This is a genomic window from Collinsella ureilytica, from assembly GCF_019795105.1.
Taxonomy (GTDB): Bacteria; Actinomycetota; Coriobacteriia; order Coriobacteriales; family Coriobacteriaceae; genus Collinsella; species Collinsella ureilytica.
Map to the genome: position 1 here is coordinate 341,107 of NZ_JAIMFO010000006.1, position 16,404 is coordinate 357,510.

Consider the following 16,404-nt stretch of genomic DNA (forward strand, 5'->3'; position numbering starts at 1 on the left):
ATATTAGGTATCTTATATAGGTGGAAGTGGTATTAATTAGTATGCATCCCATCTAGGAGATACGTATGAGAATGCTCGACTACGTGATGCTTACGCAAGATCGTCTCAGACAAAACGTTGAGCATGCACATCAGTTGGTAGAAGCATTGGTTGGGGTTGTCTCATGCACTCCATGTAGTGCGCTTCGCTTGGTGGCATCAGGTTCGTCCCGGCACGCGGCACTTTGTGCTCGGCATTTCATGGAGGATATGCTGGGCAAGCAAGTGCTTGTAGTTACCCCTGAAGCATTCATTACACATGAGCATCAATTTCCAACTGATGCATATACCCTCGTAATTTCGCAAAGCGGATTTTCAACCAATAGCATTGCCGCCCTCGACTTCATGCGTTCACGTGGCGAAAGCCCATGTGTCTTAACTGCGAATGCAGCAGCGCCTATCACTCAGCATGCTGATGCAGTGTTTGATTTTGGAGTAGGGGCTGAGTCTGTCGATTTCGTTACGATGGGCGTTCAAGCGCTCATGGTATTTCTCATGCTATTTGCGCTGTTCTTAGGACACAAAAGTCGATTAATTACCGGGCAGCGCATGGAGCGTGAGCTCAAGAATCTCCGCGAAGTTATAGATGGATATAGCAGTGCCGTACTTGCAAGCAAACAGTTTGCACAGGATGAAAGGCTTGGAATAGCACGGCACGCTCCAGTTTGCTTTATAGGAAATGGGTCTTGCTATGGCGTTGCACAGGAAGGCGCGCTTAAGTTTAACGAGTGCCTAAAAACTCCTTCCATGTATTTTGAAGGAGAGGAGTTTGTGCACGGGCCGCATATGCAACTGACGCCTGACAGCCTGATTTTCATCATGGATGACCCAGAGGGCTCACCTCGTCTTGCAAGTCTGCACAACATGTTTCTCCAGATTACGTCAAGCGCATATTTTATTACAGGCCATCCAAGTGGCGGTAGTTGTGAGCTCGCTGTTCCTGCAGTTCCTAATCCGCACATGGCGGCGATTCCCAGTCTTGCAGCAATTCAATACCTAGCGGCGCAAAAAATGGAGGAGCTCGAGCGCCGGGAGATGCATCCCTATGTCCGAGCTTTAAGAGAGGAGATTGGTTCAAAAGCACACGGTTACGATGAAGCGATTAACAAGCTGGAGCAAGCTGCTCGCGTGGAGTTCGGGATGTAACTGTGCTTAAGACTCCGCCTTATTCAGCTCAAGTGTAATGACCAAGCAATTATTCAAGAAATAAGGCCGACTTACGAGGAAAGGAGAGTTCATGTCCGAACCTGAAAAGATTGAGATTATGCATTTTGATCAAGAGGGCTATTTGGAGGATGGTAGAGCGCTGTACGAAGCAGGCAAACAAATGGCTCAGCTTGCCGATTCAGTTGCCGATGTAGGCTATGACGCCATTTTCCTCATGGGCGTTGGTGGCACCTGGGATGAGTTGATGCAACTCGAGTATCTCATGAATAAATTTGGAGATCGTGACCTTGAGGTTCATCTCATACATGCTGCAGAGTGGAATGTGCTTGGACATAAGCGTATGACTGAGCGCTCAGTGGTTCTTACTGCTTCCGAATCTGGTACAACACCTGAAATACTAACTGCGTGCAAAGCTATGAAAGCCAAAGGAATACGTGTCATTGCTATGACAGATCCTGCGGGAGCCATTGGGAATATTGTTGGCGCGAGGAACTGTATCAAAATGGCGTCCGACCATGGAGCTGGTGGTTGTGAGAAGGGCTACTACCTTGCGGACTGTTTTGGGCTGCGTCTCCTTAATCGCCGTGGATGCTTTCCGAAATGGGAGCTTTTTCTAGAGCAGACTCAGGATATCTGGAAAGATATGCTGGATATACGCAAGAAATTTGAGCCTCGAGCTGAAGAGCTTGCGAAAAAATATGCGCTTGCGCCCTACACCATGTTTATTGGATCGGGAGCCCTTTGGGGAGAAACAATCCTCTACTCGATGTGCATCCTAGAAGAGATGCAGTGGAAGCGTACGCGATACATTACATCGCACGATTTTTTCCACGGAACTCTGGAGCTTGTTGAGCCGGGCGTTCCCGTGTTTCTATTTAAGGGCGAGGACGAATGCCGCCAGCTTGATAATCGTGTTGAGGCATTTTTGAGAAGCGGTGTAACTGGCAATAGCGATTACGAAATTATTGATACCGCAGAATTTGCTATTCCTGGCCTCGACCCGGATTTTAGAGTGATTGTCTCACCGTGGATTCTTTCAGTTTGCATCACTGACCGTCTCTCACGTCACTATGAGCTGGTAACCAAGCACAATCTGAAATATCGCCGCTACTATCACCAGTTTGATTATTAATACATGATTCGCGGATTAGGAGAAGCGCATGATTCAGCTACTGAGAGTTGACCATCGATTGCTCCACGGCCAGGTGGCTGTATCGTGGGTGCAGGGTCTAAATTCAAATTGTGTATTCTGTGTCGGTGACAAGATTGCTAATGATTCTGTTTGGAAGACCACGCTGAAACTTGGTAAACCCGCAGGTTGCAAACTGGTAATCAAAGATATGCAGCATGCAATTGAAGCAATAAATAGTGGCGTAACTGATAAATACCGCATGATCATTAGCGTTCAAACCATTGCTGAGGCTAAGCAGCTTGTTGAAGGCTGCCCTCAAATTAAGAGCATCAACTTAGGCAATACAAAAGCGAGCCCGACTACAAAGGAGGTAGCGCGCCAAATCTATCTAGAGCCTGAGGAGTTCGACATGATTCGCGAGCTGATCGACAAAGGTGTGGAAGTTGAGGTGAGGGCGCTTGCGGATGATCCAAAGATAGATGCGCGGTCATTTTTGTAGCGAGAGCGTATGAACTGAGGAATTATTTAGATTGGAGGAGCTATGCTTGTGCAGTCCATCTTGGTTGGCTTAATAGCCGCCTTTGGTGCGCTGGATTATCAACTTGGCACGCTTTATGCTTTCCGACCTATTGTGCTATGTCCGTTGGTCGGCATTGCGCTGGGAAATATTCAAACAGGATTGGCGGTAGGAGCTAGTCTTGAGCTGCTCTTTATGGGTTCAATTTCTATCGGAGCATATGTCCCACCAAATGAGACGATAGGTGGCGTTCTTGCCTGTGCATTCGCTATTTCACTTGGTGAAAGTACTGAGACGGCGATAGCGCTTGCAATGCCCATCGCAGTTCTGTCGCTCTCGCTGAAAAATATCTTGCGTGCGCTCGATCCATTCTTTGTAGATCTTGCTGATCGCTTTGCAGCAGAGGGGAACCTGAAAGGCGTGTACGCGATTCACTTCTTACTTGGAAATATGCTCGGGTGCGTTTTGTATTTTATCCTTTGCTCAACAGCTTTTTATATGGGTGTCGATGCGGTAAAGGGTCTGTTGGATTTAGTGCCACAGTTCGTAATCGATGGATTCGGAGTTGCAGCTAATATTTTGCCTGCTATGGGATTTGCGATGCTTGGTCGCCTCGTTCTCTCTAAGCAAGTGATGCCATACTTTTTCTTGGGCTTCCTCATTACATCGTATGCCGGTATCCCTGTTCTTGGTGTAGCGATAGCCGCAATCATTATTGCTGTTGTTAAGTTCGATCTTCTCAATAGTGGCAGCAGTGCACAGCCTGCCCTTAGCGTGGAAGGAGCTGCTGACGATGACGACGATTTCTAATGAGCTCAGCCCTAGCCTGAACGATGCTGGGCAGGAGCATAAGATAACGAAAGCCGATCTGATCAAGACGTCACTGAATATAGGCTCCTTAGGCATGGAGTTCTCTTGGACATACTACAAGCAGATGAATATTGCCTTCTGCTTAATGGTCGCCAAGCTGCTTAAGAAAATATATCGAGACGACGAAGTAGGCTATCGGGCGGCACTTTCTCGTCATATGGCGTTCTTCAATATTACGGTGCAATTTGCTCCCTTTGTTGGCGGTATTGCCCTTTCTATGGAGGAGCGTATTGCGCGAGGTGAAGCAGATCCTGAATCGGTAAATGAAGTCAAAGCTGCTCTTATGGGTCCGCTCTCAGGCGTTGGCGATGCTATCTTTCTCTCAACGTTGCGCGTCTTAGCAGCAGGGATTGGTATTTCACTATGCCAGAGCGGGAGCTTACTTGGCCCGATTGCTTTTCTTCTCATTTATAACATTCCCGGCTTCTGGCTGCGGGTGTGGGGCATTCAAAAGGGCTATCACCTAGGTGTTAACTTCCTTGAGCAGGCAATTAAGTCAGGACTTATGGAAAAAGTCATGCTTGCGATTGGAATTATTGGAGCTATGGTAATTGGATCCATGACGGTTGGAATGTTTTGGGCTACCATGCCTATTCCGATTGGTGGGGGAGAAGATCCGGCAACACTCCAGAGTATTCTCGATAGCATCATGCCCGGTCTGCTAGGACTTGGTGCCTTCGGCTTATATTATTGGCTGCTCTCGAAAAAAGTGAGTCCCACGATTTTAATTTTAGGAACGATGGCACTTGGTGTTATAGGGGCGTACTTTGGCTTCTTAGCGTAATGAGAGCTGGAGCGCATACTAGATTGTAGGCGCTTAGAGTCAGCGTGAAGTATACGGCCTGTGCAATAGCTGGAGTTTTAGCTGTTGTGCAGGCTGTTCGCTACCTATTCGCTGCCTTTTCAAGCGTCTGTACGAGGGAAGAGCTCTAAAGGCGTATGCCTCAGAACTGATAACTAAAGCCAGCGCGTGTGCCACAGTTGATTGAGCGCGCGTACTCGATAATTTGGCCGCTTTCATCGACGGTAAGACATTCAAGCACGAGCGCCGGGCTATCCGCATCGGTGCACAAAAGCTTAGCGTTATGTACATCAAGCCGTGTGATGCTTAGTTTTTGGTGAGCCTCACAAACTGGATGGCCGAGTATTCCGTATGTCTCATAGAGACTAAACGCTGTGATATCGATCGATTCAATAGTGGGAAATACGGTAAGAGGGATCAGTGCTTGCTCAATCGTTGCGGGAATAGCATCAATACTATTCAGGCGGCGGATCGAATAGAGGGCATCCGTTGGCTCAATATCAAAAAGATCAGCATAGTACTGTCCGGCTAGCCGAGTTGACTTTTCAATTATCCTCACGCTGGGTGTATGGCCACGCTTGCGCATTGAGTTTCTAAAGCCGCTCAGTGAGCTACTTTCCCCCGCTCTTCCTCCAGATAAATTGGATACGAATGTGCCCTTGCCTTGTATGCGTCGGAGTATTCCTTGTTGCACAAGCCCCTCAAGAGCGCTTCGTATGGTGAGCCGTGTTGTATCGTACAGTTTGGCTAGCTCATTTTCTGATGGTAGGGCGGCACCTGTAGGATATTCAGACCGAGCAATCCGATTGAGTAGATCAGCACGGATTTGTTGATAGAGAGGGACGGGGCGTGTCGTCTCATTTTTCGAATTTAAAACTTGAGCCATGCTTCTACCTTCTGAGATGTTGAGCCTGCTTGCGTATCATCGCTGGCATATTGGAATCGATCTGCAAGGGCGATGGCACGACAGTACTCAACGATGATGCCATCTTGAGTGCGGTTTCGGCACTGCTCAAAAAAGGCTGGAGTACCAGCTTCAACCTGAAGAAGCTTCGCTTCTTCTGCAGTGACGGTAGTAATCGAGAGCTGCTCATCTCCATGGACAAACGTAAGGCCATGCTCTTTACGTATGACTGCTAGCAGACTCTCCCGAGAGAAGTCATGAGTGGCAATGGTTGGACAATACTCAAGATTAATGTGTGATAGCTCAATTGAAATAGGCTGATCATCAGCGTAGCGAACACGTTTTAACTTAAAGATTGGTGTTCCCTTCTCTCCCTCCATTTTGGATGCAACGAGCTCATCCATGACCGTGCATTCCGACTGAATGACGAGAGAGTGGGCGCGTCTTCCAGCTGCGCTTACAATATCGGTAAAGCTACCTGAGCGTTGAAAGATGTGAGTTGGCTTCGGGGGGAGCACATAGGTTCCTGATCCATGCCTGCTCTCAAGTAATCCCTGTGAGCTGAGCTGTTTAATTGCACCTCTGAGAGCAGTGCGAGATACCCCGAGCTGTTCGCACAAAATACGTTCTCCAGGGAGCTTATCTCCAGCGTTGAGTGAGTTGCTCGCTATACGCCAGATGATGCCTTCGATAGCTCGTTCTTTTGGAGGAATGCTGCCACTACCTAAGGTCATGAAGAGCTCGTCTCTTTTGATCCTAATTCCTGCATGTTAGTAAAAGCATCTTTTAGATTAGATCCAAATCGTTCAAGGCGCTTATAGGTGACGGAGCTCTTACGAACAGGCCTTGTGATAATGGGAATGCTCATGTGTATCGGCTGCTCTTCTGGGTGATCAGATGCAACTGAAATTCGTAGAGTTATACCTGGGCACATAGACTGGTCAGCTTCCAAATTTGCTCTAGAAGCTAAAAGGGGGTTTACAAGAATGCGCTTGAACAAGGACTTATCATCCAGTGCAGTTTCATTATTCTGTGTTCGAACCTCAATAAGGTCCACGTTGGTGATATCGCTGTAGGCAAAGATGATCGGGTCAGAACCTCGATATAGAGCTGCCCAGTGCTGGGAAGTATCATCTTGATAGATGTTGGGAAGGGGCGATAGCACAGGAGCTTCAAAGAGCGTTTTAGTAATGGTGAAGCCATATGGTTTAAAGATTGCGCCAAGATCTCGTTTGCTCAAAATGACTCCTTCCGCTGTAGAGAGCTGCTGTATCTAACATAAGATCAATCCTATACAATATTCTAATAAATAATACCACTCCTAGTTCATGTCTCAGCTATCTATACGTGCTGTCTGTAGCATAGTAGTGGGTTATTCAGTAAGAATAAAGTCATAAGTTGGTAGTGAGAAATATTGATTCGGATGAGGACTGAAGGTATGGGCGAGCCTTTCTCAGCTGATCCCATATACACGCGTTTAATTCCCCATCTCGACGTGAGGCGTTAGAGCGGGTATGATGGGCATCCACCCCGTGCGTTCGATGGGTGCGGGTGACGGTATGTTCCGAACCTGGTCAGGTCCGGGAGGAAGCAGCCATAAGGAGCCGCTGCCGGGCACCCGTTCCCATCGAGTCCACGGGGTTTGCTGTTTCGCGTGTGTCTGCGCATCCCCGTATAATGGCACCGGATATCAATAATGTTGGAGGCTCGGTATGGATCTCTCGGTGCTCATGTGGATATGCGTGCTCTTATTAGTGGCGATTGTGATGGCTCTTGCCGTGAGCGTGCGGAGCTTGCTTGCAGCCACGCGCACCTCTAGAGAGAAGGTAGAGGAGGCTGCGGCAGCTTCTGCTCGGCTTGACGCTGTGCTGCTTGGAATAACTGCTCAGGTAGATCGCCTTGAGGGTGCAGTTGCAGACATTTCACGCCAGCAAACCGCCTCAGCTGCTGCAGACCAGCAACGGCACAACGCGGTTCTGCGTCAATCCTTACAACTTTCTGATCGTTCAGAGGCACTGCGCACCGAGCTCTCCGAACAACTTACAGCAGGACGTCGAGATTCTGACAATCAGCTGCGCGAGATGCGCTCGGTGGTTGATAGCAAGCTGAGCGAAACGCTCTCTCGTCAGTCGGCAGATCTGCGTGATCAGCTGGCAAAGTTTGATGAGCGCTTTGGTGGTTTCCAAACACAAATCCAAGGCTTTCAAGAGCAGATGACGCTAGGTTTGAAAGCAAGTGCTGATGCGGCCACAAAAAGTGTGGGCGAGGTGCGCCAAACGGTTGAGCGCCAGCTGACCGGTATCCGTGAAGATAACGCAGCTCAGCTTGATCGGATGCGCGAAACGGTGGACGAAAAGCTGTCTCGCACCTTAAACGAGCGCCTGAGCACCTCATTTAAGCAGGTGAGTGAGTCGTTAGACGTGGTTTCTAAGGGCTTAGGTGAGATGCGCACCGTTGCCTCAGGTGTGGGCGATCTCAAGCGTGTGCTCTCAAATGTAAAGACGCGTGGCATCCTCGGTGAGGTACAGCTCGGGGCAATTTTGCGTGAGATCTTAACGACTGATCAGTATCTGGAAGACGTGGCAACGATTCCAGGAAAGACTGAGCGCGTGGAGTTTGCGGTTCGTCTGCCGGTTGAGGGCGGAGAGCCAATTTTGCTTCCTATTGACTCAAAGTTCCCAGGAGACGCGTACGAGCGCTTGCATGTAGCACTTGAGGAAGGCGACGCAGAAGCTGTTGTTGCTGCTCGCAAAAACCTCGAGTCTCAAATTAAGAAGGAAGCAAAGGATATTTCAACTAAGTATGTGAGCGTGCCGCATACCACCAACTTTGGCATTCTCTTTTTGCCTTTTGAGGGGCTGTATGCCGAGGTTGTAAATATGCCTGGGCTGATTGAAGTTTTGCAGCGCGACTATCGCGTAAATGTTGCTGGCCCGAGCACCATGGCAGCCGTGCTTAATAGTCTGCAGATGAGCTACCAGACCTTTGCCTTCCAAAAGCGCGCTGATGAGATTCAGCGCGTGCTTGCTGCGGTGAAGGCAGAATTCCCACGCTACCAGCAAGAGCTTGCGCGCGCACTCAAGCAGATAAAAACTGCCGAGCGCACGGTGGATGGCATTATCAATACTCGTACAAACGTTATGCAGCGAAAGCTCAAAAGCGTCACAGCGATGGAGGATCCGGCTGAGGCGGCCAACCTGCTCGGAATCGGTGGCGCTTCCAGCTTGGGTGTCGCAGGAGATTTTGACGATGATGCTGAGGTTCGTGAGGAGGCATAGTCGTGGCTCGCGAGACAAATGCTGCTAAGCGAGAGCGGGCGATTGAATTTTGCGAGCGGCTCGACCGTCGGTATGGGCCGGTTGAGTGCTTTTTGGATCACGCTACGCCATTCAGGCTCGTTATTGCGGTACTGCTGTCTGCTCAAACAACAGATGCCCAGGTGAACAAGGTAACACCTGAGCTCTTTCGCCGCTGGCCTACGCCAGAAACTATGGCTGGAGCCACGGCTGCAGAGGTCGCTGAGGTAATTAAGTCGCTCGGCTTTTATAAAACTAAGGCGCGCCACACCGTAGAAGCTGCACAGATGATCATGGCTGATTTTGGGGGAGAGGTTCCCCGTACGATGGATGAGCTCACACAGCTGCCAGGCGTTGGCCGGAAAACTGCAAACATCGTGCTTAATGTGGGATTTGGCATTGTGGAGGGCATTGCAGTGGATACCCATGTCAACCGCATTGCACATCGCTTGCGCTTCTCGCTAAAAAAGCATGAGAAGCTGCCACTGAAAACCGAGCAAGATTTGTTAAAGCTCTTACCTCGCGAGTGGTGGGAGAACGTGAACCACCAGTGGATTACCTTTGGGCGTGAGATCTGTCATGCCCGCTCCCCGCGCTGCTCCGAGTGCCCAATGACTGATCTTTGCCCGAGTGTTCAGTCTGCCTAGGTAGCGGCGCTTTGTGCGTGCCTGTGGCCTCTCTTATATATAAGTAATGCATACGTGCTGAGATAGTGACGAATAGTCGAAACAGTATGCAGCATGCAAGTTTGTGCACGAACAATGGTAGCTGTCGAACGCGCCCGATGACCCCTTATCGATTCCTGTAGAGCAGGCCTTGCGCATATGGTACGGGCTGTATGCGTAGGTACATGCTTGCGAGTTTATGGAGCCTCACGCTCTATGAAGAGCACTCTGTCGTAAATGCCCCCCTACAATTTAAATACTCAAATAGAGAGATTCCACTCAATTTCTTGCCGCAGCTTATGACGCAAAAATTATTTCTTGGGGTTGAGCAACTGATTGCTTCCAAGATTCGGTTTCATGGGAACAGGAAGTGCTCTTCTTATTACCGAGATGAGGAGCAAGTCAGGAAGGACGCCTAAAATGAAGAAAGCACGCACTCTTGCAGTTGCGGCTGGCTTGAGTCTCAGTATGGTTCTGGGAGTCATGCCCGCGACGGTATTTGCTGAGGCAAATCCTGCCGAGTTCAAAGACCAGCAGCCTGAGGTAAAGAAGTCAGTCACACTGAATTACCGCTACGAGAATACTGCTGGCGAGAACGTGAGCAAGCAGTACACTGTTTCGGCTGACAGCTGGTTCAACTATCAGCCTACCGACATGAAGATCCCTGCTGGTAAGGTTTTGGTTGGCTGGACTGCATCTGAGGGTGGCGCGAAGCTTGCTGCCGACGCTGACACGAGCATGATCTTTGCTCTGTACCCGGTGTTTGAGCAGGCTCCTGTTCAGAAGCCCGAGGTGAACAAGTCTCTCACCTTGACCTATCGCTACGAGACCACCGCTGGTGAGTATGGTAACCACACCCACGTGGTAACGCCGGAGAACTGGTTCAACTATCAGCCTACCGACATGAAGATCCCTGCTGGTAAGGTTTTGGTTGGCTGGACTGCATCTGAGGGTGGCGCGAAGCTTGCTGCCACCGACGATCCTTTTGCAAGCCTCGTGCTCTATCCGGTGTTTGCTGATGTGGAGACTCCGGGCGGCGAGGTCGCTGTGCCTCAAACGAAAGAGAAGACGAAGCGCAAAAAGAAGAAGGCCAATCTGCCTCAGACCGGCGATCCAGTCTTCGTGATCACTTCCGCTGCTTCTCTGACCGGCATTGCCGCTACTGCTGTTAGCATGTACATGACGAAGCGTCGCAAGTAAGTAGGGAACCCTGCTCACTCGATTCGCTCGAGTCAACTGAGAATGGAAGCCCTTGGGATCTGGTGTCTCAGGGGCTTTCTCGGTTACCTTTTGGTTGCTTCTTTCTAACGTAGGGGAATCGCAAAAATTAGCTATCTCTCCAGTGCGCCGCTTTGCGATCAAAAGGCCAGTATCATGCATGTTTTCTCAAGTATAGAGGCTTGGGATTTGCTGCGGAAGTCAGGTTGATTACGCCCTGCTATTAAACCCCTTCGCAAGAAACTTATCTCAAAATTTCAATTTAGACTTATCGCTCCTGGGCTCGCGTGGATGAGAGCGTGCATTTTGGTGTCGTTAGGAGCACTTTTGACCGCACCTCGCGTCAAATCTGTGCCTCATGGGCAATAAATGTACTAATAGTAACCCCCTATAATCAGAAAACGCGACCAGCGCCCTAAGGGTCATTTACGTAGGGTGGAAATTTCATTAAGTCCCAGCACGCGTAATCCTCAGATAACGTGGCATGTGCTCTAACAGCGACTTCTCTCCGAGCGGAAGCTTCCCCGTGCGCAGGCTTGCTTGACGTGGTTCGTCCTCTAAGAGCGATTCACTTTCTTGAGGCACCGACTCAAAGAACGATCGGCCTATGCCAGCGTAAGGAGTGTGAGGCACCGACGCAAAGAACGCGTGGCTCTCCGGCGACACCGCCGCAAAGCCCGCTCGGACTACGCTTGCTAAGGCAGAGCCGCAGCCCCCCTTTTTTAGATACTGCTGCAAAGATGCGCGCGCTCCTGAGACAGTTGAGGCTCCGCTATCAAACTGTGTCAGCCGAGGCAATTGAACCCGTTATCGTGCAAGACGGCATTGCACATGGCACCGGGCATCTCGCGCTTCAGGCGGTATAATCAAGCCAAGTCGTGGCGGTTAGCACCAATGCTTCACATGAGCTCCGCGCTCGTCCAATCCGCTCGCCCAATCGCCCGACTCAGCAATATTTAGATTGAACCCGCGCGAGCAGCTCTCGAGCGGGTTTTACGCCGTAGACGTGCGACTATCTGCAGAGGATCCTATGCTCATTCATCGCATTGCCGCCCAGCTCATGACTGCCGAAGCGCCTCAGGTCATAGAGGACGCGCTTTCCGCAGGCAAGGATGCAACCCTTGCGGTCTCCCAGTCGGCGCGCACGCTCATCGTGGCTTCCCTGTTTGCGCGTACGCCACGCCCTGTGGTCTACGTGGTGTCAGGCGAAGATGCTGCAGCCCGTGCGGCCGCCTCACTTGCGGCATACCTGGGACAAGATCGCGTCGTTCGCTTTCCGGAGAGAGCCGATCTCCCCTGGGATGAGACTCCGGCAGATGATGCAGCTATTGCCACACGATCGGCTGCCCTAGGCCGTGTTGCTCGGTCAGAGGCGTGTGTCATGGTGGCTGCCACACGTGCGCTCTTGCGCTGCGTGCCCCCGCGCGAGAGCCGTTATTGGGAGTCGGTAGGCTATACGCTCCATGAAGAAACGTCATTTGAAAGCTTGCCGCGTGACCTGGTTGCCTTAGGCTACACACCCGCTGATGAGGCGAATGTTCCAGGAACCTTTCGGCTGCATGGCGATAGCGTTGATATCTGGGCAGCGCAAGCAACAGCACCGGTTCGTCTGGAGTTTTTTGGAGACGAGATCGATCGCATTCGCCAAATGGTGCCGTCTACAGGGCAGACGATTGGCGATCTTACAAGCGTTGAGATCTATCCCTGTCGTGAGCTTGCCTTAACGGATGAGACGGTTGCGCGCCTGTCCCGCGCACTCTATAAGCCTGCGCAAGACGATATCCAGCTTGCAGCCTTGCTTGAGCTTGCAAAGGAGCGGATTGCAAGTCCTGAGCTCGACCGGTTCTTGCCGCTCATGTATGAGCAGACAGCAAGCCCGCTGACACATTTGGGCGAGGGTGCGCTGGTGGTGCTCTCTGAGCCGCGAGCTCTGTTTGATGATTGCACGCGCGCCTATGAGGAGATAGAAAAGCGCGCGGCCGAATCTGGTGTGAGGAGCTTGCAGGGGCTGTATGCGACTCCGGCAGAGCTCGATTTTGGGTCGCGTCAGCGGCTGAATCTTGTCAGTATTATTCGTGCGGGAGGTACGGTTACCGCAGAGCTCAAGGTGGAACAAACCGCCATTGCGGGCGCGAGTTCGCGCTTCATTTCGCGCATACAAGAGGTCGTATCGAACCGGTTTGCCTGCATTTTTGCTATTCCCGATCGGGGAGCTCGCGAGTCTATGGAGCTGAGCTTTTCCGATGAGGGAATTGTCTTTGAGGAGTCGCTCACCGCAGCTCCAGAAAACGCTGGCAGGGTAGGCGAGAAGGTCTTGGTAGCTTCACGCAAGCGCGAGGCTGATGGCCTGAACGCGGCTCCGATTAGAGAGGCGACTCCCGCTGCTGTGCCAACCATCACGCGTGGCCGAGTTACCTTTGTAGATGCCGTGCTTCCTGCAGGAACGGTGATCCCAGAAGCTCGTCTTGCCATCTTTAGTCTCTCAGACCTGAACGCGCGCATGGATGCTCGGCGCGCTCGGGGGCGTGCGCGTCGCCGCCTCGATACCACCGAGATTACCTTTCCCTTCAAGCCTGGCGATTACGTGGTTCATGCAACTCACGGTATTGCGCTTTTTGCCTCGATCGCCCGACAAGAGGTAGCGGGTCGTGAGCGAGATTATTTCCTGCTTGAGTATGCCGGCGGCGATAAGCTTTATGTTCCGCTTGAGCAGGTCGATCGCATTACGCGCTATGTGGGCCCAGATGGAGAGAATCCACGTCTCACGCGCTTGAACACTGCAGATTGGTCGCGGGCAACTGCTCGCGCGCGAAAGTCTGCGAAAAAACTCGCCTTTGACCTGGTCGATCTCTATACACGCCGAGCTTCTATTGTGGGTGTTGCCGCTCCGCCAGATTCCGCTGCGCAAATTGAAATGGAAGAGAGTTTTCCCTTCGAGCCTACCCGCGATCAGCTCGATGCCATCGCCGATATTAAAGCGGATATGGAAGGCACGCGCCCCATGGATCGCTTGCTTTGCGGTGATGTGGGCTTTGGAAAGACGGAGGTGGCACTCCGCGCAGCCTTCAAATGTGTGGATGGCGGTCGGCAGGTGATGGTGCTTTGCCCCACAACCATCTTGGCTCAGCAGCACTACCATACGTTTTTTGAGCGATTTGCCCCCTTTGGTGTGACGGTTGACGTGCTCTCGCGTTTTCGTACTCCCGCTCAACAGCGGCGCGCCTTGGCGGAGCTTGCCTCCGGCAAGATTGATGTGCTCGTGGGCACGCATCGGCTCCTTTCATCTGATGTGAACCCAGCCAAGCTTGGTCTCGTGATCATTGATGAAGAGCAGCGCTTTGGCGTTCAGCATAAAGAGCAGCTGAAAAACCTCCGTGAGCAAATTGACGTGCTCACGCTCTCGGCAACGCCGATCCCGCGTACCATGCAAATGGCTATCTCGGGTGTGCGCGATATGAGTCTCATCACCACGCCGCCAACTGGCCGCCGCGCGGTTGAGGTCTATGTGGGTGAGTACGACCTAGACACCGTATCTGCAGCTATCCGCCTAGAAATGTCGCGCAAGGGGCAAGTCTATTATGTGAGCAATCGCGTCAAAACGATTGACGATGCTGTTGAGCGCGTGCACGAGGCGGCACCAGAGGCGCGCGTGGGCGTAGCTCACGGAAAAATGGGCGCTCGTGAGGTAGAAGACATGATGCTGCGCTTTACCGAGCATGAGATTGATGTTTTGGTAGCAACAACCATCATTGAGAGCGGTATTGATAACCCCCATACGAATACGCTCATCATTGAAGATTCGCAACGCCTCGGGTTAGCCCAGCTCTACCAGCTCAAAGGGCGCGTGGGTAGGTCGAGCACTCAGGCGTATGCCTACTTTATGTTCCCCGGTGAGATTCCTTTGACCGAGGAGGCGACAGCACGCCTGACCGCCCTGTCTGAGTTCCAGGATCTGGGCAGTGGGATGAGAATCGCCATGCGCGATCTTGAGATTCGCGGCGCTGGCTCGCTCGTAGGAGCAGAGCAGCACGGCAACCTTTCTAACGTGGGCTTTGACCTCTTTACGCAGATGCTCGGCGAGGCCGTTGCAGAGGCTCGAGGTGAGGCGGGCGATGAGGTAGAGGCAACGCAGACGACCATTAACCTGCCGGCAGACTTCTTCTTGGATGAGGAGTATGTGCCTGCGGTTGATCGCCGGGTGCTGGTGTATCGCCGACTTGCTGCTGCAGATGAGCTCTCGGTAGTAGATGAGATAGAGGCAACGTGTGAGCATGATTTAGGCGAGTTGCCCGATGCTGCTCAAAATCTTTTTGATCGTATGCGCCTGCGCATTCGCGCTGCACGACTGGGTATTGAGAGTGTGAGCCTTGCTGGTGGCAAGCTGGTGATACAAGGCGTGGATGTACCGCGCGATTTGGCAGCAGATCTTCGGGATCGCTTGGGAGCAATTAACTTCCCCAAGAGCCGCAAGCTCAGCGTGCCGTATCGCGCGAGAGCGGGGGCGGGTTCTGGTGTGGGCAGAGGCATTGATGCCGAGCAAGCCGGGCCCGTGCAAGCAGCACTCATGATTGTTTCTCGGTTGGGTGGTGATGACGAGTAGGCGGAGCAAAAAGCTTCGGCGTCCCCACGCGTAGCCCCGTTCACCGGGGCTTTCCTACCGCCTGCCTTGCCCTTGCGGCGCTAATCACCTCGGCTTTCAGTCTTTTTTGGCGCGCATATCCTCAAAAATAAGGGCAATTGTTCACTTGCTCAGTATCGGCTTGGCAGCAACATACATACCAAAAATCAGCTCGGAGAAACTCAGGTCTAATCGCTGTCATAAAACCGCAGTTCACCAATGAAATATGTACAAGCAAATAGTGAAAAACACCCTCGAAAAAGCTAGTCATGTCCAGTATTGTCTTATTTGTATATGAATGTATAAATACAAATTAGGGAAAGGGATAGGACATGCTTCAGACCACTAACGCACTGCCACTGCATACTCAGGCATCCAACTATATGCGGGAAAAGATTTATAACCGCGAGTGGGTCGTTGACGAGCAGATTCCCACAGAGTTTGAACTTACAGGCATCTTGGGAATGAGCAGAGGAACGGTCAAGCGAGCGATCAAGGCCTTAGTCGACGAGGGTCTTCTCGTTCAGATCCGTGGAAAGGGAACGTTCGTTACGCGACCGAACATTACCCACCCTGCGGGCAATTGCTTGCTCTCGTTTGCTGAATCCTTGCACTCGCAGGGCATTGAGTTTGAGACGCACGTTTTGGAGCAACAGACGATACCGGCAGATGAGTTTTTATCGAGCAAGATGCAGGTTCCTGTGAATGCACCCGTCCTTTTTCTCCGGCGAGTAAGAAGCGTAGATGGCGAGCCGATCATGTATATCGAGAATCGCGTCAATCTGCTTCAAGCTCCCGGGCTGGATCGAGTCGATTTCAACCAAGAAGCGCTCTTCCCTTCGATGGAGCGGTGTGCGGGCAAGCGTATTGGATACTCGAGCGCGCGCTATGCAGCAAAGATTGCAGGGGAGATTCGCGGAAGGATTTTGCATGTGGGCGAAGAGGCTCCGGTGCTCCACCTTGAGCAGCAGATCTTTTACGCGGACAACACTTCGGCTGAATGGGGCAACGTCTGGCTACGTGCGAACCGCTACGTTGTAGGAACGATCCTGCAGCGTGTCTAGCTGAAAGGAACGCTCATGGCTCTCGTCGATATGAACACTCTGGTAGGTATTGCTCAAAGAAGTGGGGTAATGCTTCCGGCGTATAACACCACCAATATGGAAATGACTTTGGC

Annotated in this window: 13 protein-coding genes and 1 other RNA gene; 11 read left to right on the plus strand and 3 right to left on the minus strand. The window is 51.6% G+C overall.

Translation table 11 applies throughout. The features are described 5' to 3' along the window. Positions 1 to 65: 65 nt before the first annotated feature. The 5 genes from K6V98_RS05785 to K6V98_RS05805 all read left to right on the plus strand — a co-directional run bounded on the left by K6V98_RS05785 (position 66) and on the right by K6V98_RS05805 (position 4,508). Positions 66 to 1,184 carry an SIS domain-containing protein gene (locus tag K6V98_RS05785; RefSeq protein ID WP_222199566.1) on the plus strand — a complete coding sequence of 373 codons (1,119 nt, stop codon included), beginning with the start codon at positions 66 to 68 and terminating at the stop codon, positions 1,182 to 1,184. A 91-nt stretch (positions 1,185 to 1,275) separates the two neighbouring features. Next, positions 1,276 to 2,337, plus strand: coding sequence for an SIS domain-containing protein (locus tag K6V98_RS05790; protein ID WP_222199567.1), 1,062 nt, complete (start codon positions 1,276 to 1,278; stop codon positions 2,335 to 2,337). A 28-nt stretch (positions 2,338 to 2,365) separates the two neighbouring features. Continuing rightward, positions 2,366 to 2,836, plus strand: coding sequence for a PTS sugar transporter subunit IIB (locus K6V98_RS05795; protein ID WP_222199568.1), 471 nt, complete (start codon positions 2,366 to 2,368; stop codon positions 2,834 to 2,836). Positions 2,837 to 2,878: 42 nt separating this feature from the next. After that, complete coding sequence (locus K6V98_RS05800) at positions 2,879 to 3,664, plus strand: PTS mannose/fructose/sorbose/N-acetylgalactosamine transporter subunit IIC (protein ID WP_222199569.1); 786 nt, start codon at positions 2,879 to 2,881, stop codon at positions 3,662 to 3,664. After that, positions 3,648 to 4,508 (plus strand): PTS system mannose/fructose/sorbose family transporter subunit IID, encoded by an 861-nt coding sequence (locus K6V98_RS05805; RefSeq protein ID WP_222199570.1) that lies wholly within the window; start codon positions 3,648 to 3,650, stop codon positions 4,506 to 4,508. The genes K6V98_RS05800 and K6V98_RS05805 overlap by 17 nt, the downstream gene beginning before the upstream one ends. 160 nt (positions 4,509 to 4,668) lie before the next feature. Here the strand turns inward: K6V98_RS05805 and K6V98_RS05810 are convergent, their stop codons facing one another. The 3 genes from K6V98_RS05810 to K6V98_RS05820 are packed head-to-tail and all read right to left on the minus strand — an operon-like array spanning position 4,669 to position 6,670. Then, complete coding sequence (locus tag K6V98_RS05810) at positions 4,669 to 5,412, minus strand: GntR family transcriptional regulator (protein WP_222199571.1); 744 nt, start codon at positions 5,410 to 5,412, stop codon at positions 4,669 to 4,671. Next, entirely contained in the window at positions 5,397 to 6,164 is a 768-nt protein-coding gene (locus tag K6V98_RS05815; protein WP_222199572.1) for a GntR family transcriptional regulator, read from the minus strand. The genes K6V98_RS05810 and K6V98_RS05815 overlap by 16 nt, the downstream gene beginning before the upstream one ends. Continuing rightward, the gene (locus tag K6V98_RS05820; RefSeq protein ID WP_222199573.1) at positions 6,161 to 6,670 is read right to left on the minus strand and encodes a hypothetical protein; all 510 of its coding nucleotides are present in this window, start codon (positions 6,668 to 6,670) and stop codon (positions 6,161 to 6,163) included. The genes K6V98_RS05815 and K6V98_RS05820 overlap by 4 nt, the downstream gene beginning before the upstream one ends. A gap of 298 nt (positions 6,671 to 6,968) precedes the next feature. On the opposite strand from K6V98_RS05820, the gene ffs reads away from it, so the two are divergent. From ffs to K6V98_RS05850, 6 genes are all read left to right on the plus strand, one after another. Continuing rightward, positions 6,969 to 7,064: signal recognition particle sRNA small type (ffs, locus tag K6V98_RS05825), an RNA gene on the plus strand. A gap of 78 nt (positions 7,065 to 7,142) precedes the next feature. Next, entirely contained in the window at positions 7,143 to 8,708 is a 1,566-nt protein-coding gene (locus K6V98_RS05830) for a DNA recombination protein RmuC (RefSeq protein ID WP_306792778.1), read from the plus strand. A gap of 2 nt (positions 8,709 to 8,710) precedes the next feature. After that, entirely contained in the window at positions 8,711 to 9,373 is a 663-nt protein-coding gene (gene nth, locus K6V98_RS05835; RefSeq protein WP_222199574.1) for an endonuclease III, read from the plus strand. A 438-nt stretch (positions 9,374 to 9,811) separates the two neighbouring features. After that, entirely contained in the window at positions 9,812 to 10,591 is a 780-nt protein-coding gene (locus K6V98_RS05840) for a hypothetical protein (protein WP_222199575.1), read from the plus strand. A 1,048-nt stretch (positions 10,592 to 11,639) separates the two neighbouring features. Beyond that, positions 11,640 to 15,209: a transcription-repair coupling factor gene (gene mfd / locus K6V98_RS05845; RefSeq protein ID WP_222199576.1), complete on the plus strand. Its 3,570-nt coding sequence runs from the start codon at positions 11,640 to 11,642 to the stop codon at positions 15,207 to 15,209. A 350-nt stretch (positions 15,210 to 15,559) separates the two neighbouring features. Beyond that, entirely contained in the window at positions 15,560 to 16,291 is a 732-nt protein-coding gene (locus K6V98_RS05850; protein WP_222199577.1) for a GntR family transcriptional regulator, read from the plus strand. The last annotated feature ends 113 nt before the right edge of the window (positions 16,292 to 16,404 follow it).